Raw genomic sequence first — 23,329 nt, forward strand, 5'->3', positions numbered from 1 at the left:
GCCGCGCCGCCCGTACACGCGAAGTCGTGGCGGCGTGCCGCGCCGCGCTCTCGTTCCGCGAGGAGGTCCGATGTCGTCATCCGCTCATCCGCAATCCGACGCGGCGACCCGGCGCATCCGCGTCGACCTGGCGGCGGCCTACCGGCTGATCCACCGCCTCGGCCTCGACGACAGCATCTACACCCACATCTCGGCCCGGCTGCCGGGGCCCGACCACCTTTTCCTGATCAACCCCTACGGCCTGCGCTTCGAGGAGGTGAAGGCCGGCAACCTCGTCACCGTCGATCTCGAGGGCCGCGTCGTCGACGATCCGTGCGGCCTCGGCATCAACCCGGCGGGCTTCACCATCCACAGCGCGGTCCACGCCGCCCGGGAGGACGCGTTGTGCGTGCTCCACACCCACACGGTGGCGGGCGTCGCCGTGTCGTGCCAGGAGGAGGGCTTGCTTCCGCTCAACCAGTGGTCGATGCAGTTCGCCGGGCGGCTGGCCTACCACGACTACGAGGGCATCGCCCTCGACCTCGACGAGCGCCAGCGCCTGGTGGCCGATCTCGGCGACAAGCCGGTGATGGTGCTGCGCAACCACGGCATGCTGACCTGCGGCCGTTCGGTCGCGGAAGCGTTCAAGCTGATGCACAACCTGGAGCGCTCCTGCCGCGCCCAGGTCGCGCTGCAGGCCGCCGGCGCCCCGCTGATCCGCCCCTCGGCGGCGGTCGCGGCGAAGACCGCCGGCCAGTACGCCTCGTTCTACGACAAGATGGAGGCGGGTGCGCTGCCCGACACCGAGTGGGACGCGTTCAAGCGGATGCTCAAGCGCAGCGACCCGGATTACGAAGAGTAGAGCCGAGCAAACCGCCCGCTGCCGCATTGGTCGCGGGATCCCCTCTCCCGTGTGGGAGAGGGGTAGGGGTGAGGGTGTGACGCTTCCATCTAAAGCTCGAGGCGTCGTGCTGGCAGCGTGACAGCCCAGATTTATCCTGACGCGCGCCACCCTCACCCCTGACCCCTCTCCCACACGGGAGAGGGGAATGCGCGAGCCCATCAGACGCCGCGACAGGGACCAGGGGACCAACCAATGCTCAAGACGATTCTGGCCGGCACCGTGCTCTCCCTGGCGCTCGCCGGCGCGGCGCTCGCGCAGACACCGAAGCCCGGCGGCACCGCCAACGCGGTGATCCAGCCCGAGCCGCCGGGGCTGATGCTGGCGATGGTGCAGAACGGCCCGACCCAGATGGTGGCGGGCAACATCTACGAGGGGCTGCTGCGCTACGATTCGGGCCTCAAGCCCCTGCCCGGCCTCGCCGAGAACTGGAGGATGAGCGACGACGGCAAGACCTACACCTTCACGCTCGTCAAGAACGCCACCTGGCACGACGGCAAGCCGTTCACCGCCGACGACGTGATCTTCTCGGTCGAGCTCCTGCGCCAGACCCATGCCCGCGCCCGCGGCAACCTCGCCAAGGTGGCGAGCGTAACGGCGCCCGACCCCTACACCGTGGTCTTCACCCTCTCCGAGCCGTTCGGGCCGTTCCTCGGCATCTTCGAGGTCGGCTCGATGCCGATGGTGCCGAAGCACGTCTATGCCGGCACCGACTACAAGACCAACCCGGCCAACAACACGCCGATCGGCACCGGCCCCTACATGTTCAAGGAGTGGAAGAAGGGCTCCTACATCCGGCTCGTCAAGAACCCGAACTACCACGTCGCCGGAAAGCCCTATCTCGACGAGATCTACTGGCACGTGATCCCCGACGCCGCCGCGCGCGCCGTGGCGTTCGAGACCGGCAAGGTCGACATCCTGCCCGGCGGCTCGGTCGAGAATTTCGACGTGCAGCGCCTCTCGGGTCTCAAGGGCGCCTGCTCGACCACCAAGGGCTGGGAGTTCTTCAGCCCGCATTCCTGGCTCTGGCTCAACAACCGCAAGGGCCCGATGGCCAACAAGGCGTTCCGCCAGGCTTTGTCCTACGCCCTCGACCGGGATTTCGCCCGCGACGTGGTGTGGAACGGGCTCGGCAAGCCGGCCACCGGCCCGTTCTCCTCGACGGTCCGCTACCACGACCCGAAGGCCGCGAAGTATTCCTACGATCCGGCCAAGGCCAAGGCGTTGCTGAAGGAATCCGGCTACAAGGGCGAGACCGTGCGCCTCCTGCCGCTGCCCTACGGCGAGACGTGGCAGCGCTGGGCCGAGGCCGTGAAGCAGAACCTCGAGGATGTCGGCATCAAGGTCGAGCTGGTCGCCACCGACGTCGCCGGCTGGAACCAGAAGACCTCCGACTGGGACTACGACATCGCCTTCACGTATCTCTACCAGTACGGCGACCCGGCGCTCGGGGTCGGGCGCAACTACGTCTCGTCGCAGATCGCCAAGGGCTCGCCGTTCAACAACGTCGAGGGCTATTCCAACCCGAGCGTCGACGAGGCCTTCGCGAAGGGCGCGGTCGCGGTCGGCGACGACCAGCGCCGGCCGATCTACGAGGCGGTGCAGAAGACCCTCGTCGAGGACGCCCCGGTGGCCTGGCTCCTGGAGCTGCAATTCCCGACCATCACCCGCTGCAAGGTCCACGACCTCGTCACCACCGGCATCGGCGTCAACGACGGCTTCCGCGATGCCTGGATCGAGCGCTGAAGGGTAACGGCATGCTGGGCTTCGTCGCGCGGCGGGTGGGGAAGGGCGTCCTGGTGCTCCTCGCCATCGTGGTCCTGAACTTCTTCCTGATCCGCCTCGCCCCCGGCGACCCGGCCCTGGTGATGGCCGGCGAGGCGGGGGCGGGCGACGAGGTCTTCATCGCCCAGCTCCGGGAGAAGTTCGCCCTCGACCAGCCGCTGCCGAGCCAGCTCGCCGCGTATCTCCGCAGCATCGCCGGGCTCGATCTCGGCTACTCGGTGCGCCAGCAGATGCCGGTGGCGACGCTGATCGGCGAGCGGCTGCCGGCGACCTTGCTCCTCACCGGCACCGCCTTCGCGGTCTCGCTCTCGCTCGGGGTGCTTCTCGGATCCCTCGCCGCCCGGCGGGCCGGCACCCTCGCCGACACCGCGATCACCGGGCTGGCGCTCCTGTTCTACGCCACGCCCCTGTTCTGGGTGTCGCTGATGGCGATCATCCTGTTCTCGGTCCGGCTCGAATGGCTGCCGAGCTTCGGCTTCGAGACCGTGGGGGCGGGCTATACCGGGCTTTCCCGCGCCCTCGACATCGCCCGCCACCTCGTGCTGCCGGCCATGACCCTCGGGCTGTTCTTCATGGCGGTCTACGTGCGGATGACCCGCTCCTCGATGCTCGAGGTCTCGCGGCTCGACTTCGTCAAGACGGCCCGGGCCAAGGGCCTGACCGAGGGGGTGATCCAGCGCCGGCACATCCTGCGCAACGCCCTCCTGCCGGTGGTGACGCTGGCCGGCCTCCAGGCCGGCACCCTCGTCGGCGGCGCGGTGCTCACCGAGACGGTGTTCGCCTGGCCGGGGATCGGGCGGCTGATGTACGAGGCCCTGCTCCAGCGCGACTACAACCTCCTGCTCGGCGTCTTCGTGGTCTCCTCCGCCATGGTGCTGGTCTTCAACCTCGTCACCGACGTGGTCTACCGCGCGGTCGATCCCCGCATCGAGGTGGCGTGATGGACAACGCCGTCCCGCTGGCCGCCCCGGCAAAGACCCGCCGCCGCGGGCCGCTCGCCGCCTTCCTGCGCCATCCCGGCGCGGTGTTCGGGCTCGTGATCCTGGTCCTCGTCGTCGCGGCGGCGATCCTCGCGCCGGTCCTCTACCCAACCTCGCCCTGGCGCATGGTGCAAAGACCCTTCGTGCCGCCCTTCACCCTCGAGCGGGTGCCGCTCGGCACCGACGCGCTCGGGCGCGACATCGCCGCCGGGCTGATGCACGGGGCCGGCGTCTCGCTGATCGTCGGCCTGGTCTCGACGCTCGCCGCCCTCCTGATCGGCGTGCCGCTCGGCGCGCTCGCCGGCTATCTCGGCGGCCGGGTCGACGACGCCTTGATGCGCTTCACCGAGCTGTTCCAGACCGTGCCGAGCTTCGCGCTCGCCATCGTGCTGGTCGCGATCCTGCAGCCCTCGCTGTCCTCGATGATCCTCGCCATCGCGCTCGTCAGCTGGCCGCCGGTGACCCGGCTGGTGCGGGGCGAAGTATTGTCCCTGCGCTCGCGCGAATACGTCCAGGCGGCGATCGTGACGGGGCAGACCACCTTCACCATCCTGCGCCGGGAGGTCCTGCCCAACACCCTGTCGCCGATCGTGGTCCTGGCCTCCCTCATGGTGGCGACCGCGATCCTGCTCGAATCCTCGCTCTCCTTCCTCGGCCTCGGCGACCCCAACCGGATGTCCTGGGGCTTCATGGTCGGGGCCGGCCGCACGGTGATCCGGCAGGCCTGGTGGATCACCGCATTCCCGGGCCTCCTCATCCTCCTCACCGTGCTCGCCCTCAACCTCATCGGCGAGGGGCTGAACGACGCCCTCAACCCGCGCCTGTCCCGGGAGCGCTGACGATGGATGCCGAGACCCGCCGGATCGCCGCCTCGGTCCGCGACTTGAGCCTCGCCCTGCCGGAGGGCGGCGACCGCCCGAACGCCGTCGACGGCGTGTCGTTCGACCTCGTGGCCGGCGAGATCCTGTGCCTCGTCGGCGAATCGGGCTCCGGCAAGTCGATGTGCGCCCACGCCCTGATGGGGCTCCTGCCGAAGGCCGTGCGCCCGGTCGGCGGCACGATCCGCCTCGGCGAGACCGACCTGCTGGCGCAGGACGACGCGGCCTGGCGCGACACCCGCGGCCGGCGGATCGCGATGATCTTCCAGGAGCCGATGACGGCGCTGAACCCGCTGATGCGGATCGGCGACCAGATGGCCGAGATGTTCGAGGCCCACGGCCAGCTGACGCACAAGGAGCGCCGCGCCCGCGCGGTGGCGCTCGCCGGCGAGGTCGGGCTGCCGAACCCGGAGCAGATCGTCCGCTCCTATCCCCACCAGCTCTCGGGCGGGCAGCGCCAGCGGGCGATGATCGCGATGGCGCTCGCCCTCGAACCCGCGGTGCTCGTCGCCGACGAGCCGACCACGGCCCTCGACGTCACCACGCAGGCCCAGATCCTGAAGCTCATCCGCGACCTCCAGACCCGCCGCGACATGGCGGTCCTGTTCATCACCCACGATTTCGGCGTGGTGGCGGAGATCGCCGACCGGGTGCTGGTGCTCCGCCACGGGCGGGTGGTGGAGGAGGGCCCCGCATCCGCCGTGCTCGGCCGGCCGCAGGCCGCCTATACCCGGACGCTCCTGTCCGCGGTGCCGACCATGGATCCGCCTTCCCGCCCTCCCCTCTCGGGGCCGAAGGCGGTCGAGGTGGTGGGCCTGCAGAAGACCTACGTCACCGGCGGGGGCCTCTTCCGCACCCCGCGGCGCACGGCGGCCGCCCGGGACGTGGCCTTCGCGCTCCATCGCGGCGAGACGCTCGGCCTCGTCGGCGAATCGGGCTCGGGCAAGTCCTCGGTCGCCCGCCTCGTCATGCGGCTGATCGAGCCCGATTCCGGACGCGTGCGCCTCGGCGACACCGACCTGACGGGCTTGCGGGGCGAGGCCCTGCGCCGGGCCCGCAGCCGCATCCAGATGGTGTTCCAGGATCCCTTCGCCTCGCTCAACCCGCGCCGGAGCGTCGGGCGCATCATCGCCGACGGGCCGGTGGCGCACGGGGTGCCGCTGGCGGAAGCGATGGAGCGGGCGCGCCGGCTCCTCGGCCTCGTCGGCCTCGACGAGCGGGCGCTGGAGCGGTTTCCGCACGAATTCTCCGGCGGCCAGCGCCAGCGCGTCGGCATCGCCCGGGCGCTGGCCCTCGAACCGGAGGTGCTGGTCGCCGACGAGGCGGTCTCGGCCCTCGACGTCTCGGTCCAGGCCCAGGTGCTGGCGCTGCTGGAAGACCTGAAGGCGCGCCTCGGCCTGTCGATGCTGTTCATCACCCACGACCTGCGAGTCGCGGCCCAGATCTGCGACCGGATCGCGGTGATGCGCCAGGGCGAGATCGTCGAGCTGAAGACCGCGGGCGCGCTCTTCGCCAATCCCGAGCACCCCTATACCCGCGCCCTCCTCGACGCGGTGCCGGGCCGGGTGCGGCAGGCGGCCTGACGCTCCATGGATCGCCTGCCCTGCGTGCTGCTCAGCACCACCACCGACCTGCGCGGCCTGTTCGGCGCGGCGCTCGAGGAGATCGCCGACCGGGTCGAGATCCTCGACCATCCGGCGCAGACCCCCGAGCGGGTGCGCCTGGCCCTGGGCTGGCGGCCGCCCGCCGACGCGCTGGCGCGCTACCCCAACCTCGCCGCCCTGTGCTCGATCGCGGCGGGCGTCGACAACCTGCTCGCCTGCCCCGGACGCCCGCCCGACCTGCCGGTGGTGCGGGTGGTCGATCCCAATCAGGCGCGGGCGATGTCGGGCTTCGTGCTCTGGCACGTCATTGGCCACCAGCGGCGCTTCCAGGCCTACGCCGAGAACCAGCGCGACCGGCTCTGGCGCCGCCTGTACGCGCGCGACGCGGGCGCGGTCCCGGTCGGGATCCTCGGCTACGGGAAGATCGGCCGGCGGGTCGCCGGCGATCTCGCCGCTCTCGGCTTCCCGGTGCGGGCCTGGAGCCGCACGCCGCAAGCGGCGGATCCCGGGATCACCCACCATCACGGGCCGGACGGGCTGGCGGCGATGCTCGGCGCGAGCGAGGTTCTGGTGAACCTGCTGCCGCTGACGGCGGAGACCCGCGGGATCCTCGACGCCGCTTTGTTCGCGCGCCTGCGCCCCGGCGGTTATCTGATCCAGGTCGGCCGCGGCGAGCACCTGGTCGAGGCCGACCTGCTGGCGGCGCTCGCCTCCGGCCACCTCGCCGGCGCCGCCCTCGACGTCTTCGCCACCGAGCCGCTGCCCGCCGCCCACCCGTTCTGGGACCACCCGGCGATCCGCATCACCCCGCACGAGGCCTGCGAGGCGAGCCCGCGGGCCGTCGCCCGCACCCTGCTCGCCGCGGCGGAGGCCGTGCGCGAGGGCCGGGTGCCGCCGGATACGGTCGATCCGGCGCGGGGCTACTGACCGGTCCTCGGGTGCCGGTTCGGCCTCGCGCTCCGGCCCGGGCGGAGGAGCAGGCCCGGGCCGGGGCGCGGGCGCGCTGGGCCCTGACCGTCGCGGTCGCGGATCGCCGCGGGACCGCGATCCGCGCCCATGCGGGGCCGGGCTTCGTGCGGGTCCGGTGAGGGGGGGATCGCGCCCTTGCGGCCCCGCCACCGATCGTTAACCATTCGGTGCACAGAGTCGCTGCGGCTGGGTTGACACGCCGCAGCGATATTTCGGGCGGATGGCTTCGTTTCGCCGTGTTGCGGGGATAAGCTTCGCCATGGCGCATCAGCCGAAGGGGGGATGATCATGCTCGGGACTGTGACGGCTTTCCTGGCGATCCTGATGGTGCTCGCCCTGCGCAACGTGGCCAAGGCGGCCCTGATGCCGGTCTACGCCGTGCGCGACATCCATCGTGGCCGCTACGTCCGCGGGCTGGTGCTGCTCTCCTGCTCGGCGCTGGCCGCGTGGTCGATCTGGGCCATGACCCATACCGGCCGGACCAAGCCCGCCCCGGTGGCGGCGGTGATGTATACCGGCTGACCGCAGGACCGCTCCGCTCCTTCCTGCCACGCACCGTCCTTCGCTGCGGCATCGACGCGGGCGCTTCGCGCTGGCGTTCGGCGGCTTTCGGCCCCATATCCCCGCTCGCGTCGCGCGCCCGCCCCTTCGCGAGGCAGGCCCCCGACCAGGCGCCCGAAGGACCGCCCTCACTCGATCGATCCTCCCCCTCGCGGCGCGGGCCGCACGCAGCGCGGCGTCATGGCCGCGCTTTCAGGCCGCGTGCTCCGCCGCCAAGAAGAGTCAACGACCATGCTGCGTTCGAAGCAGAAGCCGAAGGTGCAGGATACGGGCTTCGTCCTGTTCGACGTCTACTACGAGGACGGCTCGCGCCGCTCCAACCGCCGGGTGCCCCGGACCGCCACGCTCGAGCACGACGTCGACGCCGCCGTCCGCCAGGTGATCGAGGAGCAGGACCGCGACATCGCCGAGAAGTCCGGCCGGCCGCCGCTCGCCATCACCAAGATCGTGCGCTCCGCCGACTGAGGGCCGCGCGAACGGTGCCGGCCCCGGGCCGGCACCCAGCCCGAAGCCCTACCGTGGCGCGCCGACCTTCGCGGCGAACGGTCTCGACAGATCGCGGTGGAGCCGCGTCAGGCCCGCATCGTCCCGGGCGCACAGGTCGTGGCGCGTCATCGCATCGAGGGCGCGCTACGTCCGGTCCCGGGTGGGAGACGAGCCGGCCCGGGCCGCGCCGCCGGGCCACAGCATGCTCAGCACGGCCGCCAAACAGATCCCGATCCGCCCGCGCATGACGCCTCTCCGTGCCCCATGCCCGCAGCGTCGCGCGGCGGCGTGAAGGCTTATCCGAACGGTGGGCCGTTGCCCGCTCACGCCGGCAGCACCGCGTAGATATCCCCGGAATTCGCCGCCTGCGGCAGGTCCGCGAGATGCGCCGCCATCGCGTCCCGGTCGACGAGGCGCCCGAGGCTCAAGGTCTGGCTCTCGCCGAGCGCGACGTCGAATCCGTAGGGCCCGAGCGCCGCCAGCCGGTCGAGGCAGCGGAGCGCCACGTCCCGGGCGATGGTGGTGAACTCGAACGACAAGGCCGGCAGCGGAACGGAGAGCCCCGCCAGCACCCGATCCTCGAACCCCTCGACGTCGATCTTCGCGAAGGCCGGGCTCCCGTGCTCGGCCACCAGCCGGTCGAGGGTCGTGGCCGGCACGGTGATCGTCCGGTCCCAGACCTGCCCCTCCCAGCCCGGCGCGCCCGAAGCCTCGGCGACGAATTGTTCGGAGACAGAGGACACGGTCGGGTTCGCCGAGTTGAGGTGGAGGACGACCTCGCCCGCCTCATCGCCGACGGCCGCCGCGACCAGGATCACGCGCGGGTCGCGGCCGTGGAGCAGGCGCAGGGCCCGCATCGGCCCGGGCTGCGGCTCGAGCGCCACGACCCGGGCGCCGAGGCGCCGGAAGGCCGCGACGCGATCCCCGACATGGGCGCCGACATCGAAGACGAGATCGCCCGGCCGCACGAAGCGGGCATAGAGCGCGTCCATCGCGGCACGGGGCGCGCCCGCGCCGCGATAGATCCGCAGCGAGCGGCCGATCGCGGCGGCGGTTCCTGTCGGACGGGTCATCGGCGGCTCCGGGCTCTCGCCCGGAGCCCTATCAGTAGATCGCCGGCTCGGGCACCGGGGCGCCGTACTCGGTGCGCAGGAAGTCGAAGTCGCAGCCCTCGTCCGCCTGCTGGATGTGGCGGGAGAACATCACGCCGTAGCCGCGCTCGTAGCGCGGGGCCGGCGGGGTCCAGGCGGCACGACGGCGCTCCAGCTCCTCGTCCGACACCTCCATGCGGATCGAGCGCGCCTCGACGTCGATGCTGACGATGTCGCCGGTGCGCAGGAGCGCCAGCGGCCCGCCGATGAAGGCTTCCGGCGCGACGTGGAGCACGCAGGCGCCGTAGCTGGTGCCGCTCATCCGCGCGTCCGACAGGCGCAGCATGTCGCGGTGGCCTTGCCTGAGGAGCTTCTTCGGCATCGGCAGCATGCCCCATTCGGGCATGCCCGGCCCGCCCTGCGGCCCGGCATTGCGCAAGACGAGCACGTGGTCGGCGGTGACGTCGAGATCCTCGTCGTCGATCGCGCTTTTGAGCGACGCGTAATCGTCGAAGACCAGCGCCGGGCCGGAATGCTTGAGGAAGCGCTGGTCCATCGCCGCCGGCTTGATGACGCAGCCGCTCGGCGCGAGGTTCCCTTTGAGCACCGCGAGCGAGCCCTGGCCGTAGACCGGGTTCGACAGCGGCCGGATCACGTCGGCGTTGTGGACCTTCGCGCCGTCGATCGCCTCGCCGAGCGTCCGGCCGCTCACCGTCAGGCAGTCGAGGTGCAGGTGCTCGCGGATCTCGTTCATCAGCGCGCGGATGCCGCCGGCGTAGAAGAAATCCTCCATCAGGTAGGTGTTGCCGCTCGGTCTCACGTTGCCGATCACCGGGACGACCCGGCTGTAGCGCTCGAAATCGTCGAGGCCGATGGCGTGGCCGGCCCGGCGCGCCATGGCGATCAGGTGGATGATCGCGTTGGTGGAGCAGCCCATCGCCATCGCGACCGCGATGGCGTTCTCGTAGGCCTCCCGGGTCTGGATGCGTTGCGGGGTCAGGTCCTCCCACACCATGTCGACGATGCGTCGGCCGGATTCCGAGGACAGCCGGATATGGCCGGCATCGGCCGCGGGAATCGACGAGCCGCCGGGCAGCACCATGCCGACGGCCTCCGCGATCGCCGTCATGGTCGAGGCGGTGCCCATGGTCATGCAGGTGCCGTAGGAGCGGGCGATGCCGCCCTCGATCCCGAGCCAGTCCTGGTCGGTGATCTTGCCGGCGCGCAGCTCGTCCCAGTACTTCCAGCTGTCGGAGCCGGAGCCCAGCACCTTGCCCTGCCAGTTTCCGCGCAGCATCGGGCCCGCCGGGATGTAGATCGCCGGCAGGTTCATGCTGGTGGCGCCGAGCAGGAGGCCCGGGGTGGACTTGTCGCAGCCGCCCATCAGCACCGCGCCGTCGACCGGGTGGGAGCGCAGGAGCTCCTCGGTCTCCATCGCCAGCATGTTGCGGTAGAGCATGGTGGTCGGCTTGACGAAGCTCTCCGAGACCGAGATCGCCGGCAGCTCCACGGGGAAGCCCCCCGCCATGAGGATCCCGCGCTTCACGTCGTCGACGCGGTGCTTGAAATGGGCGTGGCAGGGCTGGAGGTCGGACCAGGTGTTGAGGATCGCGATGACCGGCTTGCCGGTCCATTCCTCGGGGGCGTAGCCCATCTGCATCGCCCGCGAGCGGTGCCCGAAGGAGCGCAGGTCCGCCGGCCCGAACCAGCGCGCCGAGCGCAGGGAGGCGGGATCGCGGCGCAGAACTTGCGGGCCGTCCGGGATGGCGCCGGGTTCGAGGTCTGGCGGGGGGAGCGGATCGCGGGCCATGGTTCGAGGCTCCTGTTGGTCTCGTTCGTTCGATGAATCGCGACGCCCGTCCCCTCCCCCTCTGCGTAGAGTCATCCGGGGAAAAGAAGAAGCACCGGTTTCCCCTCTCCCCGCGGGCGGGGAGAGGGCTGCGTCTCCGTTCAGGAGACGCAGCAAGCGGAGGCGAAGCCGGAGCGAGGGTGAGGGGGTCTCGACGAGTGAGGCTCTTCCGGAAACACCCCCTCACCCTCGCCCTGCGGGCTCCCTTCACCCCCGACAAGGGGGGTGAACGCCTCTCCCCGCCCGCGGGGAGAGGGAAAAGCCAGCGCCACAACCTTCCCCGGACAGTTCTGCTTCTGCTGGGGCCGGCGTGCTCGTCAGTGCTGCAGGCCCCATTTCTGCACCGTCCGCCGCTCCAGGGTGCGGAAGATCAGGTTCTCGACCACGAGGCCGATGATGATCACGGTCAGCAGGCCGGCGAAGACCGCCGGGATGTCGAGGAGGTTGCGGTTCTCGAAGATGAACCAGCCGAGGCCGCCCGCCCCCGACGACACGCCGAAGACGAGTTCGGCCGCGATCAAGGTGCGCCAGGCGAAGGCCCAGCCGATCTTGAGTCCGGTGAGGATCGACGGGAAGGCCGCCGGGATCAGGATCTTGGTGACGTAAGGGAGCCCCTTGAGCCCGTAGTTGCGCCCGACCATCCTGAGCGTGTTCGAGACGCCGCGAAAGCCCGAATGGGTGTTGAGCGCCACCGCCCACAAGACCGAGTGGACCAGCACGAAGACCAGGCTGCCGTTGCCGAGGCCGAACCAGATCAGCGCCAGCGGCAGGAGCGCGATGGCCGGCAGGGGATTGAACATCGCCGTCATCGTCTCGAGGAAGTCGGTGCCGATGCGGGTCGAGATCGCCAGCATGGTCAGCGTCGCGGCGAGCAGGATGCCCGCGACGTAGCCCATCAGCAGCACCTTGATCGACGACAGGGCCCGGCTCGGGATCGTGCCGTCGATCGTCTGCTCGTAGAGCGTGGTCACGGTGTCGGTGAAGGTCGGGAACAGGAGCGGGTTGTCGAGGAAGCGGGCGTAGAGCTCCCAGACCAGCGCCAGCACGACGATGATCACGGTCTTGCGGACGAAGCCGCTGTTCCACAGGATCTCGGCGGTGCCGAGCTGGCGCTCGACGGCGCCGTCGGCGGCGGGCGCCGCCTCGCTCATGATGATGCGGGCCGGCATCGTGGTGCTCATGGAGTGCCTCCTCGACGATCGATCAGTGGTGGTCGGGCATCAGTGGTGCTCGGGCTCGTGCGCGAACAGCAGGTCGTGGATCTGCTGCTCGAGCTGGCCGGCGCTGCCGTCCTGCGCCGACACCTTGTCGACGTCGCGCACCTCGGCCTTGACCCGGCCCGGATGGGGCGAGAGCAGGAGGATGCGGTTGCCGATCTTGATCGCCTCGGCGATCGAGTGGGTGACGAAGAGGACCGTGAACTTGGTCTCCTCCCAGAGCTGCAGGAGCTCGTCCTGGCAGGTGCGCCGGGTGAGCGCGTCGAGCGCCGCGAAGGGCTCGTCCATCAGGAGGATGTCGGGCTCCATCGCCATGCCGCGGGCGATCGCCACGCGCTGCTTCATGCCGCCCGAGAGGGTGTGGGGGTAGCTGTCGATGGCGCGCGTCAGGCCGACCTTCTCGATATAGGCCCGCGCCCGCTCCTCCGCCTCGCGGCGGGACATCTTCCGCGCGTTGAGGAGCGGGAAGGTGACGTTCTCCAGGACCGTCTTCCAGGGCAGGAGCTGGTCGAATTCCTGAAACACCATCATCCGGTCGGCGCCGGGCTCCTTGACCACCCGGTCCTTGATGCGGATCTCGCCCTCGCTCGGGTGCATGTAGCCGCCCACCGCCTTGAGCAGGGTGGACTTGCCGCAGCCGGACGGCCCGAGCAGCACGAAGCGGTCGGAGGTGTCGACCTGGAAGCTGACGCGCTCGGTCGCGGTGACGAGCACGTTCGGGGTCTTGTAGCGCAGGGTGACGCCGCGGACGTCGAGGAGCGCGGTCATGGGGTCGTGTCCTCTCGAGCCGGAAGGGATCAGCTGCCGCTCAGGTCGTGGGCGATCGGCAGGTAGTAGTCGGTCCAGGCCTTCGGCTTGTTGCGCAGGGTGCCGATGCGGCCGAGATGCTCGGCAAAGCGCATCGTGCCCTGGGGCTGGAGGTTGAACTCCATCATGCCGGGCTCACCCAGATAGCTCAGCAGGTCCTCGACGCCGGTCTTGTCCCCGGTCACCTCGCGGTAGATCTCGACCGCCCGGCGGGTGTCCTGGCGGATGAAGGCCTGCGCCTCCTCGGAGGCCGCCCGCACCGCCTGGACGATCTTCGGGTTGGCGTCGGCGAACTTCGTGGTGGTGAAGAACTGGCCTTGCGTGAGCGGCCCGCCGATGATGTCGGGCGAACGGGCGACGATGTGGGCGCCCGGCACGTTGCGCAGCTCGACGTACTGGAACGGGGGCGCCGCGAAGTGGGTCTTGATCTCGTGGGTGGCGTTGGCGAGCGCGATCGCCGCGTCGGGATGGCCGAGCTGCACCGTGTTGGCGTCGAGCCGGCCGGACTGGTCGGGCCCCCAGATCTCGCCCGCCGCCATCTGCAGCAGGATCGCCTGCGTCGAGACCTTCACGGTCGGCACCGCGACCTTGTCGCCGGGCGCGATGTCCTTGATCGTCCGGATCTTCGAGTCGCGGCTGACGAGCAGCAGCGGCAGCGCCGAGGTGGCGACGATGCCCTTCACCCCGCCCCGCGTGCGGTCCCAGAGCAGGAGCAGGTTGCCGACCCCGGTATTGACGATGTCGACCCCGCCGGCGAGCAGCGCGTCGGTCTGGCTGCCGCCGCCGGTGAAGGTGATCCACTTCGTCTTGACGCCCGGGACGCCCAGGCGCTCGGCGTGCTTCTCGATCAGTCCCTGCTTCTCGATGACGTGGGTCGGCAGGTAGATGATGCCGGGCTGGCGCGTGATCGCGATCTCGCTCTTCTGCTGCGCCAGGCCGGGCGCGACGCCGGACAGGAGCAGGCCTGCGGCGAGGAGGCCCGCCGCGAAGGCGCGGCGCGCGGGCGAGTGGATCATGAGCGTTCTCCCGATGCCGCCCGTCGAGCGACTGCGCGTGCCGGCCGATCGTTGGTTTCCGGCCTGACACCGGCACTAAAATGGTAATGCATTAGTATGTCAACCGCGATCGGGCCGTGCTAGGCTTCACCCGAGGGCCGCCCCGGCGGCCCCGCGTCGCCGACCCCGAGTTCCCCCATGAACGCCGTCTTCGCCGGTGCGCAGCGTCTCCGCGACCGCTCGCGCCACGCCGCCCCGCAGGTCTTCGACCTCATCCGGGAGAAGATCGTCTCGCTCGACCTCGCGCCCGGCACGGTGCTGTCGCGCCCGGAATTGCAGGCGAGCTTCGGCCTCAGCGCCACCCCGATCCGCGACGCGCTGCTGCGGCTCCAGGAAGAGGGCCTGGTCGACATCTTCCCGCAATCCTCGACGGTGGTGAGCCGCATCGACCTCGCGGCCGCCCGCCAGGCGCAGTTCCTGCGCCGCGCCGTCGAGCAGGAGGTGGTGCGCACCCTGGCCCTCGCCCCCGACCGGGCGCTGATCGCCCGCCTCCGGGCCTCCGTGACCGAGCAGGGCCTCTTCGCCGACGAGGGCGACTTCGCGCGGCTCTCGGCCAGCGACGAGGCCTTCCACCGGGCGTTATGCGAGGCGGCCTCCGTGCCCGACCTCTGGGACCTGATCCGCCGCCGCAGCGGCCATATCGACCGCCTGCGCCGGCTGCACCTGCCGGTGGAGGGCAAGGCGCAGCAGATCGTGGCCGACCACCGGCGGATCGTGGCGGCGCTCACTGACGGCGCGCCTGAGGCGGCGCAGGAGGCTCTTCGCGATCACCTGTCGAAGTCGATCGCGCTCGGGGACGAGATCCGGGCGCGGTGGCCGGCGTATTTCGCGTGAGGCGCGCGCTCAGAAGAACGTCGCGGGACTGACGCCGAAGCGCTCCGACAGGCGGGCGATCTGGTTCCTGTTCAGATCGCGCTTGCCGCTCAGGATTTCCGAGACGACGCCCTGGCTGCCGATCTCCCGCAGGTCGCCCTGTTTGAGCCCGTGCTGCTCCATCAGCAGGCGCAGCACCTCGGGCGGCGGCGCGTCGGGCGGGGGGGACGTGGTCTCCTCGTAAGCGGCGATGAACTCGCCGAGGAGGCCCAGGAGCGGCGCCAAGGCATGTCCTTCGTCACCCGCACCGGCGTCGATGAGGCCGTTCATCGCGGCGACCGCCGCCTCGTATTGTGCGTCATCGGCGATCGGATGCAGCGGGACTCGCCAGCCAATGACCTCGACAGGGTCGTTCACCATCATGCGCCTCAGTCTCTGCAACCCGCCTTTTTCATAACTTGAGGGAAGCGTCAGCGACATAGCTGGAACATGCGGCGTCTCGGGAATGCCAAACCCAGCCCGACCACCCCCCGAGTTGTTCCGTGGCTGCGACAGCGGAGCCCGAAATGAGGGTCTATTTGACTGATCGACGTACTCCATCCCATCCACAACCTCATCCTGAGGTGCGAACGAAGTGAGCCTCGAAGGAGGGCTCCAGTGGTCTCGGAGAGTTCTGGAGACCTCCTTCGAGGTCACTCGATCTCCGATCGACCAACACCTCAGGATGAGGTTGCGGATGAGATGGAACAGGCCTTCCCGATGCCGGACTCGTCACTCAAACGACATCTGGCATGGAGGATGCCACTTCCTTTGTCTGACACCGACGAACGGTCCTCCCTGCAGCCCCTACCCCCTTCCCACCACCGTCCGGATCGCGAAGCTCGACTGGATCCGCGCCACGCCCGGCAGGCGCGACAAGACCTCCTTGTGCAGGCGCTCGTAATCGCCGGCATCCGAGACCTCGATCCGCATCAGGTAATCGGACAGGCCGGTCATCAGGTAGCAGTCGCGCACCTCCGGGCAGCGGCGCACCGCTGCCTCGAACCGGTTGAGCGATTCCTCGGTCTGCCGCTCCAGGGTGATCTGGGTCAGCACCACCATGTGATGCTCGCGCTCGTCGGCCTCGATCAGGGCGGTGTAGCCACGGATGGTGCCGTTCGATTCGAGCAGCCGCAGGCGGCGCAGGCAGGCCGAGGCCGACAGGCCGACCCTGGCGGCGAGATCGGCGTTGCTGATGCGCCCGTCGTCGCGCAGGACGCGCAGGATGCGCGCGTCGATCTCGTCCCGTCCCGCCATCGCGCAACGTCCTGTCGTGAAGCCGCAGATCCTGGCGTTTCATAGCACGAAGTCGCAAATCCTGCGACGATCCGGCGGGAAATTCGGCGATCCTTGCGCGACAGTAGGGACCTCGACCGGGCGCCAGGTCGGGCACGAACGTGGTCAGGGCGCGGCAGGAATTTTTCGCGATGCGCGTTCTGATCCTCGGCGGCGGCGTGGTCGGCGTCACCTCGGCCTATTACCTCGCCAAGGCCGGCCACGAGGTCACGGTGCTCGACCGCCAGCCGGGTGCGGGCCTCGAGACCAGCTTTGCCAATGCCGGCCAGGTCTCGCCGGGCTACTCGGCGCCCTGGGCCGCCCCCGGCATCCCCGTCAAGGCGATGAAGTGGCTGATGATGCGCCACCGGCCGCTGGTGCTGTGGCCGAGCCTGGAGCCCAAGCTCTACGGCTGGCTCGCCCAGATGCTGGCGAACTGCACCGAGGATGCGTATCGCCGCAACAAGGGCCGGATGGTGCGGCTCGCCGAGTACAGCCGCGACGTGCTGCGCGACCTGCGCGCCGAGACCGGCATCGCCTACGATCACCGCGAGAAGGGCACGCTCCAGCTCTTCCGCACTCCGAGGCAGCTCGACCATGTCGGCGACGACACCGGCGTGCTCGACGAGTACGGCGTGCCCTACGAGGTGCTCGACCCGGCGGGCTGCATCGCGGCCGAGCCGGCGCTCGCCCGGGTCGCCGGCACCTTCGTGGGCGGGCTGCGCCTGCCGGGCGACGAGACCGGCGACGCGCATCTCTTCACGCAGCGCCTCGCCGGGATCTGCGAGCGCATGGGCGTCACCATCCGGTACGGCGCGACCATCACCGGCCTTCGCCAGGACGGCGGCCGGATCGCCGGCGTGGAACTCGCCGGCGGCGAGGTGCTGACGGCCGATACTTACGTCGCCGCCATGGGCAGCTACACCCCGGCGATGCTCAAGCCGCTCGGCATCGCGCTGCCGGTCTATCCGGTGAAGGGCTACTCCCTGACCCTGCCGATCACGAACGCCGAGGCCGCCCCGGTCTCGACCGTGATGGACGAGACCTTCAAGGTGGCGATCACCCGGCTCGGCGACCGCATCCGGGTCGGCGGCACGGCGGAACTCGCCGGCTTCAGCAGCGCCTTGCGCGGCCCGCGCCGGGCGACCCTGGAGCGCTCGGTCCTCGACCTCTTCCCGGCGGGCGGCGACGTCGCCCAGGCGAAGTTCTGGACGGGCCTGCGCCCGATGACCCCGGACGGCACCCCGATCGTCGGCGCGACGAGCTACTCCAACCTCTACACCAATACCGGCCACGGCACGCTCGGCTGGACCATGGCCTGCGGCTCGGGCCGCCTGCTCGCCGACCTGATCGGCGGCCGGGCGCCGGAGATCGCGCACCAGGATCTGGCCGAGGCGCGCTACGCCAGGGCGGCGTGAGGGCGGCTTTCGCTCTCGCCGATCGATCTCCCCCGCTCAGGGTCATCCCGCGGCCGCGAGAGCGGAATCCGGGATGACCCCGTGAGGGGAGAGCGTCATGCCGGTTCCGCACTCGACATCGCCTCCCCCGCGCTAGATCCCCACCCCGGGGGGAGGATCGGCGCATGGCGTGGGTGGCGGGGGTGGACGGGTGCCCGGGCGGCTGGGTCGCGGTCTTCGGACCGCGCGACGGCACCTCCGACGAAATCCGCGCCCGGGTCCTGCCGAGCCTCGAGGCGATCTGCGACGCCCCCGAGGCGCCGGCCGTCGTGGCGGTCGACATCCCGATCGGCCTGCCCGACCGGGTCGGGCCCGGCGGCCGGACGGCGGAGGTGCTGGTGCGGGCGCTGCTCGGGCCGCGGCGCGCCTCGGTCTTCCCGACCTCGGCCCGCAGCGTCGTCTACGCGCCCGACTACACCGCGGCCATCGCCCTGTCGCGCCGGCCCGAGACGCAGCCCTTCGCCCCCTCCCCGCCCGCCAACGCGATCTTTCCCCGCATCCGCGAGGCGGACGGGCTGCTGCGGGCCCGGCCCGAACTGCGGGATCGGGTCTACGAGGTGCATCCCGAACTCGCCTTCCAGAGCCTCAACGGCGGCGCAAACCTTGCCGATTCCAAGCGCAAGGCCGCCGGCGCGGCCCTGCGGCGCGACCTCCTCGCCCGGGCCGGCCTGCCGGCCGACCTCGCGGTGCCGCGGGGCGCCAAGCCCGACGACCTCCTCGACGCCCTGGCGGCGCTCGCGGTCGCGCGGGCCATCGCCAAGGGCTGCGGCGTGCCCTATCCCGATCCGCCGGAGCGCGACGCCCACGGCCTGCCGGCCGCGATCTGGACGCTTCCCCACCGCGAGAGCCCCGCATGACCGACGCCCCCACCGACCTCGCGACCCGCGACATCGCCCGCGCCCTGGTGCTCGACCCGAAGGGCCGTCTCCTCTTGATCGCCTACGAGGCCTCGCGCGACGTCGATCCCGGCCGGCCCGGCGACCGGACGTTCTGGTTCATGCCCGGCGGCGGGATCGAGCCCGGCGAGACGCCGGAGCACGCCTGCCGGCGCGAGCTCGAGGAGGAGATCGGCGTCGAGGACGCGCCCCTCGGCCCCCAGGTCGCCCGCTGCGACGGCGCCTTCACGCTGTTCAACAAGCCGCGCTTCGCCCGCGAGCGCTACTTCGTGGTGCGGCTGCCCGACGACCGGGTCGATACCAGCCGGCTCGCCGAGACCGAGGACAACCCGGTCTACGGCACCCGCTGGTGGCCGCTCGACGAGCTGGCCGCGACCCACGAGCGCGTGGAGCCGCAGGGGCTCGCCGCACTGGCCGAAAGGCTCGTGGCCGGCGAGGCGATCCCGGAAGTCGTGACGTTGTCCTGGGGGCCTGGCGCGGCGTAAGCCTACGCGGAATCTCTCTAAGGAGCGCGCAACCATGGCCGACGCCACCCCCTTCCCCCAGACGCTGACGGAGGGCTACCGCGCCTTCCTCGACGACCGGTTCGTGCGCGAGCAGGACCGCTACGCCAGCCTCGCCGAGGGGCAGAGCCCCGAGATCCTGATCATCAGCTGCTGCGACAGCCGGGTCTCGCCGGAGGTAATCTTCGACGCGCGGCCGGGCGAGCTGTTCGTGGTGCGCAACGTCGCCAACCTGGTGCCGCCCTTCGAGACCGGCGGCGAGTATCACGGCACCTCGGCGGCGCTCGAATTCGCCGTGCAGGCGCTCAAGGTGAAGCACATCGTGGTGCTGGGCCATGCCCGCTGCGGCGGCGTGCGCGCCTTCGCGGACGATGCCGCGCCGCTCTCGCCGGGCGACTTCATCGGCCGCTGGGTCTCGCTGATCCGCCCGGCGGCGGAGGCGCTCGGCGACGAGCCGCGCGGGCCGGACTACCTCGAGCAACTCGAATACGCCACGGTGACGAACAGCCTCAAGAACCTGATGACGTTCCCCTGCGTGCGCATCCTGGTCGAGCGGGGCAGGCTGCAGCTCCACGGCGCGCATTTCGGCATCGCCACCGGGCAGTTGCGCATCCGCGACCCCGAGACCGGCGAGTTCCGCCTCGCCGAGCCCGACCGGGCGGCGGGCGCGACCAAGCTGATCCGCTGCCAGGACGAAGCCGGCAGCGGCGGCTGAGGCCCGTCGGCGGACCGCCCGGACGCGGTCTGCCGGACACCCCCTGCCGCAGAGGAATGCGACCCGATCGAAAACGGTCGGGTCGCACTCCTGGCGGCGTGTCGTCATTTGGCATTTATTGTTTCGTAAACCAGTCTATATTTAACATGCCGTCGAGGTTGACGGTTTGATCGATCGCTGCCGCCATGCTTCGATGGCCGCTCGCATTCGGTACAGGTCTTCCAGAAGATCGAGCAAGATCATTCGATCGGCCGCGAGGAAAGCCCATGCCGTTGCGTCTGACGATCAAGACGAAGTTGATTTCCACGGTTACCCTGTTCCTGGTTCCGGTCACGTTGCTGGCCGGACTGTTCGTGATCCAGTCGCGCAAGGACATCGATTTCGCCAGCCGGGAGCGGGCGGGCGTCGCCTACCTCCAGGCGGCCTGGCCGGTCCTGCGATCCGGCGTGACGTCCCGGATGTCCGTCGCGACGGGCGAGGACGGCTGGGCCGCCTTCGAGGCCGCGCGGGAGCGGCACGACCCGGCGATGGCGACCGGCGAGGCCGCGCGCGCCCTCGCCCTCGCCCGTCCGGCGGGCGCCGCCGCGACCGTGGATGCGGCCAGGACCCTGATCACCAGGATCGGCGACGGGTCCAACCTGATCCTCGATCCCGACCTCGATTCCTACTACGTGATGGATGCCGTCATCGGGAAGCTGCCCGACCTCGTTCAGCAGGCCGGCGCCCTGGCGGCCCTGGCGATCGAGCTCCGGGCGAAGCCGGTGCTGACCCCCGGCGACAGCGCCCGCTTCCTGATCGAGGAGGGCAAGCTCCGGGTGAGCGCCGAGGGCCTCCAGGCCTCCCTCAAGGCGGCCTTCAGGGCCAATGCCGACGGCAGCGTGCAGCGCGCCCTCTCGGCACCGGCCGCCGGCCTCGCCGAGGCGATCGAGCGGCTCGACCGGCAATCCGGCGCCCTGGCCGATGCCCTGGCCGGCGCCTTGGCCGGCGCCTTGGCCGAGACCCAGGCGGCCGGCCGCACGGGCCTCGGCAAGGGCGCGGCCGACCTCCCGGCGTTCCAGCGCGCCGCGACCGACCTCGCCGCCGGCGCCGACCGGCTGTGGACGGAGAGCGCGGCCGGGCTCGACCGCCTCCTGGAGGCGCGGATCGCCGGCCTGCACACCCATCTGGTGGCGGCCTTGGGCGCCGCGGGCTCCGTGACGATCCTCGCCTTCGGGCTCGCCTTCCTGCTGACGCGATCGGTGGTGCGCGGCCTCGCGGGCCTCGACCGGCGGGTGCGCAACCTGGCGGACCAGTCGCTCGATGCCGACGTGCCGGAAGCCCGCGGCGGCGACGAGATCGCCGCGCTGGCCCGCGCCATCGTCCACTTTCGCGATCGGACCATCGAGACGATCGCCCGGGCAAGCGACGACGAGCACCGCCAGGCCATGGTCGAGCAGGAGCGCCGCTTCATGGCGCAGCTCGCCGAGCGCATCCGCGACACGGTGGGCAACGGCGTGCGGCACTTCCAGCAGGTCGCCGGCACGATGCAGGAGGCGACCGCGGGCGTGCAGAGCCACGCCACGGATACCCGCGAGCGCCTGTCGCAGTCGGTCCTAGACCTGACGGGGACCGCCGCCGAGATCGCCGGCGCGGCGGGGGCGGTGACCGAGCTCTCGGCGTCGATCGACGAGATCGCCGGCCGGGCGGCCCAATCGACCGATGCGATGCGGGAGGCGCGGATGCAGGCCGCCGCGACGCGGGGCGTGGCCGTGCAGATGTCGGAGCTGAGCGACCGTATCGGCAGCGTGACGGGCCTGATCCACGCCATCGCCGCCCAGACCAACCTTCTCGCGCTCAACGCCACCATCGAGGCCGCCCGCGCCGGGGAGGCCGGCCGGGGTTTCGCGGTGGTCGCCGCGGAGGTGAAGTCCCTCGCCGGCCAGACGGCCCGGGCGACGGAGGAGATCGACCGGCAGGTCGGCGCGCTGCGGACCGCCTCCGGCAGCGTGCTGAGCGCCGTGGACGGGATCGCCGCGACCGTGGGCAGCATCGCCGACATCGCCACGTCGATCGCCTCCGCGGTCGAGGAGCAGAGCGCCACCACCGGCGAGATCACCCACATGATGCAGACCGTGGCCGACCGCACGCAGACGGTGATCGCCGGCATCTCGGCCCTGCCGAGGGTGGCCAGCGAGACCGATGCGCTCGCGACGCGGCTCGCCGCGATGGCGACGGACCTGAGCGGCGAGGCGGGGCTCGTCGACGGCGAGATCAACCAGCTCCTCGTCGAGATCGCCGACCGGCGCGGCCGGGAGCGCTTCCCGGCCGAGGCGGAGACCTGGGTGACGATCGAGGGCACGCGCCATCGCACGGTGCTGCAGGACGTCAGCGCGACGGGCGCGCGCCTGGCCGCGGTCGGCTCGCCCCTGCCGGTCGGCACGGCGGTGACGGTCGAGCTCGGCGGCCAGGCCTATCGGGGGCACGTGATCTGGAGCGACGGGGAGCAGTTCGGCATCGCCCTGCCCGCCGGGCCCGCCGACGCCCGGACCCTGGCCGGGCTGACGGCGCACGGGGCCGCCCCGGTGCCGGTCCCGAAGGTCGTGGGCGGTCCGGTGAGAGCCGCCGCTTGAATCCCGCCCTGCGAATCGTCCGCGCGATCCGCCCGAAGGAAGGGAGCGCATCTCCCTTCTCCAGGTGATCCCGCGCTCGACCGGTGTCGGAACGGTTCAGGCGGGGATCACGTCAATCCAGGTGTCCGATCCGTGCCGCGAGCGCCGGCGCGAGCCCGGTGCTCGGCTTCGGGTCCGGCCGCCGGAAGGTGCCGGCCGTCGCCTTGCGGGGCTGCTGCGCCACCAGGGCCTCGGCGAGCTTGACCGCCGCCACCACCTGATCGACGACCGGCACCGGCAGCCTCTCGCGCACCCGGGGGCCAAGGCCCGACAGGGGGGCGCCGGCGAAGATCAGCACGTCGGCGCCGTCCTCCTCGACTATCGCGTGGGCGAGGTCGATCAGCTGCGCCTCCTTCTCCTCCTGGACGCTCGAGAGCGCGGAGAAGCGCCCCTCCAGCGCCCGCACCCCGGCGCAGCGCGGCGCGAGGCCGTGGCCGGCGACGGTTTCCTCGTACCAGGGCACGAGCGCGCGGGCGAAGGTGACGAGGCCGAAGCGGCGGCCGAGCATGCAGGCCGACAGCATCGCCGCCTCGGCGAGTCCGATCACGGGAGAGTCGAACAATTCGCGGGCGCCGAGCAGGCCCGGATCGCCGAAGGCGGCGATGATCGCGGCATCGACCGGCGGCGCCTCGGCCAGCATCTCGAGGACGAGGGCGCCGCCGATCTGCGCCTCGGCGCGCGTCGCGATGTAGGGCACGCCCCGCGGCGCGGTGGCGGCGAGGATCTCGGTGCCGGGGGCGGCCACCGCCGCGCCGGTGGCGCGCATCAGCTCGGTGACGTCGCGGCTGGTATTGGGGTTGAGGAGCAGCAGGCGCATCGGG

At 71.2% G+C, this 23,329-nt stretch carries 23 protein-coding genes; 15 read left to right on the forward strand and 8 right to left on the reverse strand.

Annotated features, from left to right (window positions below; translation table 11 throughout):
• The first annotated feature begins 70 nt into the window (after positions 1-70).
• From DK419_RS19995 to DK419_RS20030, 9 genes are all read left to right on the forward strand, one after another.
• Complete coding sequence (locus DK419_RS19995; RefSeq protein WP_109960640.1) at positions 71-841, forward strand: class II aldolase/adducin family protein; 771 nt, start codon at positions 71-73, stop codon at positions 839-841.
• A 234-nt stretch (positions 842-1,075) separates the two neighbouring features.
• A complete protein-coding gene (locus DK419_RS20000) occupies positions 1,076-2,626 on the forward strand; it encodes an ABC transporter substrate-binding protein (protein ID WP_109960641.1) in 1,551 nt (516 codons plus the stop codon).
• A gap of 11 nt (positions 2,627-2,637) precedes the next feature.
• Positions 2,638-3,606 (forward strand): ABC transporter permease, encoded by a 969-nt coding sequence (locus tag DK419_RS20005; protein WP_109960642.1) that lies wholly within the window; start codon positions 2,638-2,640, stop codon positions 3,604-3,606.
• A complete protein-coding gene (locus DK419_RS20010; protein WP_162561316.1) occupies positions 3,606-4,484 on the forward strand; it encodes an ABC transporter permease in 879 nt (292 codons plus the stop codon). The genes DK419_RS20005 and DK419_RS20010 overlap by 1 nt, the downstream gene beginning before the upstream one ends.
• 2 nt (positions 4,485-4,486) lie before the next feature.
• A complete protein-coding gene (locus tag DK419_RS20015) occupies positions 4,487-6,106 on the forward strand; it encodes an ABC transporter ATP-binding protein (RefSeq protein WP_109960643.1) in 1,620 nt (539 codons plus the stop codon).
• A gap of 6 nt (positions 6,107-6,112) precedes the next feature.
• Positions 6,113-7,054 (forward strand): 2-hydroxyacid dehydrogenase, encoded by a 942-nt coding sequence (locus tag DK419_RS20020; protein WP_109960644.1) that lies wholly within the window; start codon positions 6,113-6,115, stop codon positions 7,052-7,054.
• 11 nt (positions 7,055-7,065) lie between these two features.
• Positions 7,066-7,215: a hypothetical protein gene (locus tag DK419_RS28755; RefSeq protein WP_162561318.1), complete on the forward strand. Its 150-nt coding sequence runs from the start codon at positions 7,066-7,068 to the stop codon at positions 7,213-7,215.
• A gap of 169 nt (positions 7,216-7,384) precedes the next feature.
• Positions 7,385-7,618 (forward strand): hypothetical protein, encoded by a 234-nt coding sequence (locus DK419_RS20025; RefSeq protein WP_109962396.1) that lies wholly within the window; start codon positions 7,385-7,387, stop codon positions 7,616-7,618.
• A 270-nt stretch (positions 7,619-7,888) separates the two neighbouring features.
• Complete coding sequence (locus DK419_RS20030; RefSeq protein ID WP_109960645.1) at positions 7,889-8,122, forward strand: hypothetical protein; 234 nt, start codon at positions 7,889-7,891, stop codon at positions 8,120-8,122.
• 344 nt (positions 8,123-8,466) lie between these two features.
• Here DK419_RS20030 and DK419_RS20035 read toward each other — a convergent pair whose 3' ends face one another.
• From DK419_RS20035 to DK419_RS20055, 5 genes are all read right to left on the reverse strand, one after another.
• Complete coding sequence (locus tag DK419_RS20035; RefSeq protein WP_109960646.1) at positions 8,467-9,216, reverse strand: FkbM family methyltransferase; 750 nt, start codon at positions 9,214-9,216, stop codon at positions 8,467-8,469.
• Between the two features lie 31 nt (positions 9,217-9,247).
• Positions 9,248-11,044: an L-arabinonate dehydratase gene (gene araD / locus DK419_RS20040; RefSeq protein ID WP_109960647.1), complete on the reverse strand. Its 1,797-nt coding sequence runs from the start codon at positions 11,042-11,044 to the stop codon at positions 9,248-9,250.
• Positions 11,045-11,400: 356 nt separating this feature from the next.
• Positions 11,401-12,264, reverse strand: coding sequence for an ABC transporter permease (locus tag DK419_RS20045; protein WP_245442574.1), 864 nt, complete (start codon positions 12,262-12,264; stop codon positions 11,401-11,403).
• 39 nt (positions 12,265-12,303) lie between these two features.
• Positions 12,304-13,068, reverse strand: a complete 765-nt coding sequence (locus DK419_RS20050; RefSeq protein ID WP_109960648.1) for an ABC transporter ATP-binding protein — start codon at positions 13,066-13,068, stop codon at positions 12,304-12,306.
• Positions 13,069-13,097: 29 nt separating this feature from the next.
• Positions 13,098-14,123: an ABC transporter substrate-binding protein gene (locus tag DK419_RS20055; protein WP_109960649.1), complete on the reverse strand. Its 1,026-nt coding sequence runs from the start codon at positions 14,121-14,123 to the stop codon at positions 13,098-13,100.
• Between the two features lie 177 nt (positions 14,124-14,300).
• Here DK419_RS20055 and DK419_RS20060 point away from each other — a divergent pair, with 177 nt between their 5' ends.
• Positions 14,301-14,996, forward strand: coding sequence for a GntR family transcriptional regulator (locus DK419_RS20060; protein WP_109960650.1), 696 nt, complete (start codon positions 14,301-14,303; stop codon positions 14,994-14,996).
• A 9-nt stretch (positions 14,997-15,005) separates the two neighbouring features.
• On the opposite strand, the gene DK419_RS20065 is transcribed toward DK419_RS20060, so the two are convergent.
• Together DK419_RS20065 and DK419_RS20070 are read right to left on the reverse strand one after the other, a co-directional pair.
• Positions 15,006-15,398, reverse strand: a complete 393-nt coding sequence (locus DK419_RS20065; protein ID WP_109960651.1) for a helix-turn-helix domain-containing protein — start codon at positions 15,396-15,398, stop codon at positions 15,006-15,008.
• A 423-nt stretch (positions 15,399-15,821) separates the two neighbouring features.
• Positions 15,822-16,271, reverse strand: coding sequence for an Lrp/AsnC family transcriptional regulator (locus DK419_RS20070; protein WP_109960652.1), 450 nt, complete (start codon positions 16,269-16,271; stop codon positions 15,822-15,824).
• 170 nt (positions 16,272-16,441) lie between these two features.
• On the opposite strand from DK419_RS20070, the gene DK419_RS20075 reads away from it, so the two are divergent.
• The 5 genes from DK419_RS20075 to DK419_RS20095 all read left to right on the forward strand — a co-directional run bounded on the left by DK419_RS20075 (position 16,442) and on the right by DK419_RS20095 (position 22,469).
• Positions 16,442-17,707 (forward strand): D-amino acid dehydrogenase, encoded by a 1,266-nt coding sequence (locus tag DK419_RS20075; RefSeq protein WP_109960653.1) that lies wholly within the window; start codon positions 16,442-16,444, stop codon positions 17,705-17,707.
• 164 nt (positions 17,708-17,871) lie between these two features.
• A complete protein-coding gene (locus DK419_RS20080; RefSeq protein WP_109960654.1) occupies positions 17,872-18,603 on the forward strand; it encodes a DUF429 domain-containing protein in 732 nt (243 codons plus the stop codon).
• Positions 18,600-19,127 carry an NUDIX hydrolase gene (locus tag DK419_RS20085; RefSeq protein ID WP_109960655.1) on the forward strand — a complete coding sequence of 176 codons (528 nt, stop codon included), beginning with the start codon at positions 18,600-18,602 and terminating at the stop codon, positions 19,125-19,127. The genes DK419_RS20080 and DK419_RS20085 overlap by 4 nt, the downstream gene beginning before the upstream one ends.
• 34 nt (positions 19,128-19,161) lie before the next feature.
• A complete protein-coding gene (locus DK419_RS20090) occupies positions 19,162-19,860 on the forward strand; it encodes a carbonic anhydrase (RefSeq protein WP_109960656.1) in 699 nt (232 codons plus the stop codon).
• Positions 19,861-20,126: 266 nt separating this feature from the next.
• Positions 20,127-22,469 (forward strand): methyl-accepting chemotaxis protein, encoded by a 2,343-nt coding sequence (locus DK419_RS20095; protein ID WP_109960657.1) that lies wholly within the window; start codon positions 20,127-20,129, stop codon positions 22,467-22,469.
• Positions 22,470-22,581: 112 nt separating this feature from the next.
• Here DK419_RS20095 and DK419_RS20100 read toward each other — a convergent pair whose 3' ends face one another.
• Positions 22,582-23,325, reverse strand: a complete 744-nt coding sequence (locus DK419_RS20100) for an aspartate/glutamate racemase family protein (protein WP_109960658.1) — start codon at positions 23,323-23,325, stop codon at positions 22,582-22,584.
• Positions 23,326-23,329: the final 4 nt, after the last annotated feature.

It is taken from the genome of Methylobacterium terrae, from assembly GCF_003173755.1.
In the GTDB taxonomy this organism is placed as follows: Bacteria; Pseudomonadota; Alphaproteobacteria; order Rhizobiales; family Beijerinckiaceae; genus Methylobacterium; species Methylobacterium terrae.

Coding starts and splice junctions, on each gene's coding strand:
- DK419_RS20070 (WP_109960652.1), bottom strand. CDS start 16,271: ATGGCGGGACGGGACGAGATCGACGCGCGCATCCTGCGCGTCCTGCGC.
- DK419_RS20025 (WP_109962396.1), top strand. CDS start 7,385: ATGCTCGGGACTGTGACGGCTTTCCTGGCGATCCTGATGGTGCTCGCC.
- DK419_RS20035 (WP_109960646.1), bottom strand. CDS start 9,216: ATGACCCGTCCGACAGGAACCGCCGCCGCGATCGGCCGCTCGCTGCGG.
- DK419_RS20080 (WP_109960654.1), top strand. CDS start 17,872: ATGGCGTGGGTGGCGGGGGTGGACGGGTGCCCGGGCGGCTGGGTCGCG.
- DK419_RS20060 (WP_109960650.1), top strand. CDS start 14,301: ATGAACGCCGTCTTCGCCGGTGCGCAGCGTCTCCGCGACCGCTCGCGC.
- DK419_RS20020 (WP_109960644.1), top strand. CDS start 6,113: ATGGATCGCCTGCCCTGCGTGCTGCTCAGCACCACCACCGACCTGCGC.
- DK419_RS20100 (WP_109960658.1), bottom strand. CDS start 23,325: ATGCGCCTGCTGCTCCTCAACCCCAATACCAGCCGCGACGTCACCGAG.
- DK419_RS20000 (WP_109960641.1), top strand. CDS start 1,076: ATGCTCAAGACGATTCTGGCCGGCACCGTGCTCTCCCTGGCGCTCGCC.
- DK419_RS20065 (WP_109960651.1), bottom strand. CDS start 15,398: ATGATGGTGAACGACCCTGTCGAGGTCATTGGCTGGCGAGTCCCGCTG.
- DK419_RS20085 (WP_109960655.1), top strand. CDS start 18,600: ATGACCGACGCCCCCACCGACCTCGCGACCCGCGACATCGCCCGCGCC.
- DK419_RS19995 (WP_109960640.1), top strand. CDS start 71: ATGTCGTCATCCGCTCATCCGCAATCCGACGCGGCGACCCGGCGCATC.
- DK419_RS20030 (WP_109960645.1), top strand. CDS start 7,889: ATGCTGCGTTCGAAGCAGAAGCCGAAGGTGCAGGATACGGGCTTCGTC.
- DK419_RS20005 (WP_109960642.1), top strand. CDS start 2,638: ATGCTGGGCTTCGTCGCGCGGCGGGTGGGGAAGGGCGTCCTGGTGCTC.
- DK419_RS20015 (WP_109960643.1), top strand. CDS start 4,487: ATGGATGCCGAGACCCGCCGGATCGCCGCCTCGGTCCGCGACTTGAGC.
- DK419_RS20045 (WP_245442574.1), bottom strand. CDS start 12,264: ATGAGCACCACGATGCCGGCCCGCATCATCATGAGCGAGGCGGCGCCC.
- araD (WP_109960647.1), bottom strand. CDS start 11,044: ATGGCCCGCGATCCGCTCCCCCCGCCAGACCTCGAACCCGGCGCCATC.
- DK419_RS20090 (WP_109960656.1), top strand. CDS start 19,162: ATGGCCGACGCCACCCCCTTCCCCCAGACGCTGACGGAGGGCTACCGC.
- DK419_RS20075 (WP_109960653.1), top strand. CDS start 16,442: ATGCGCGTTCTGATCCTCGGCGGCGGCGTGGTCGGCGTCACCTCGGCC.
- DK419_RS20050 (WP_109960648.1), bottom strand. CDS start 13,068: ATGACCGCGCTCCTCGACGTCCGCGGCGTCACCCTGCGCTACAAGACC.
- DK419_RS20095 (WP_109960657.1), top strand. CDS start 20,127: ATGCCGTTGCGTCTGACGATCAAGACGAAGTTGATTTCCACGGTTACC.
- DK419_RS20055 (WP_109960649.1), bottom strand. CDS start 14,123: ATGATCCACTCGCCCGCGCGCCGCGCCTTCGCGGCGGGCCTCCTCGCC.
- DK419_RS20010 (WP_162561316.1), top strand. CDS start 3,606: ATGGACAACGCCGTCCCGCTGGCCGCCCCGGCAAAGACCCGCCGCCGC.